The following is a 1,125-nucleotide window of genomic DNA, read 5'->3' on the forward strand; positions in this document are numbered from 1 at the left end:
CCAGGTTCATCTATAGGTTCAACATCCATACGCACTTCTCCTGAAAAACTTATATAAGGAGAGTAGCTCTCCATCATCCATGCATAAATAAGCTCTTGATATTCATTAGGCAATCCTTCCCATACAAGCTCCGCTTCTTCATATCTCCCATCAACAACAACTTCTGGTGCCACTAAATTACCATCTACATGTGTTACAATGTTTGGCACCTTTATCACTTCAGACCAATTTATCGCTGGTTGTCTAATTTCTTGCTCACCTGCATAGATATGACTATATGGATCATCTCCCATATTTCTTGCAATTTCTGCTAAGGAGCTAATATCGCTTATTTGATTCCTACTTACCTCTAGATAGAGTATGTTCGTCAAATCTGCTAGTGGACTCACATCGCTAATCTGGTTATTGGATACATCCAAATCAATCAACTGAGTCAAACCAGCTAACGGGGTTAAATCACTTATTTGATTTCCTGCTATTCTCAAATAAGTCAAGTTAGTTAAGTTCGCCAACGAAGTCAAATCACTTATTTGATTCAGACTAATATCTAAAGCAGTTAGATTCTCTAGATAGGCTAACGGACTTATATCTACCATATTACAATTTATTACATATAAATGTTCTAAGCTAGACATACCAGCCACCACATTGGCATCCAGATAAAGGTCTTCACCAACTATGGACAAATAAGCTAAATTAGTTAAACGTTCTATCCCTGTCGCATCCCTTACATCCCTAAAATTAATATCATAAATAGCATCTAAATCGCTTTGCGTTATCTCTTCATCCACAGAATCCTTTCCTAACACCCGTTGCACTTCTCTCGCTACATTAGGATCTGGAAATATCTCACTAATGGGTCTTGCTTCTTCCCAATTTCTTTCTGTCTTCGAAGTGGTTTCTTTTTTCTCTTTGTTAGCAGTAGTCTTTCCATTGTTAGGCTTTATTACAGGAGACTCTTTTTCTTCCTGTGGCTTCGGAGAAGGCGTTTCACCCGAAACAATTTCCTCTTCCTCTGTTGCCTTTATTTCCCCCTCGGCTTCCACTACATTCTCTGGTACTTCTTCCCCTGACTCACTTGCCCCTATTGCTTGTGAATCAGCTGCATTCATTTCTGTGGCTAAT

1 protein-coding gene is annotated in these 1,125 nt (G+C 38.8%); it reads right to left on the bottom strand.

From position 1 onward, the window contains the following. Positions 1-1,125, bottom strand: a 1,125-nt coding sequence (locus tag HCB45_RS15130; protein WP_185620453.1) for a leucine-rich repeat domain-containing protein, incomplete at both ends; no start/stop codon positions are given.

The sequence above is a fragment of the Listeria farberi genome, assembly GCF_014229245.1.
GTDB classification, from domain to species: Bacteria; Bacillota; Bacilli; order Lactobacillales; family Listeriaceae; genus Listeria; species Listeria farberi.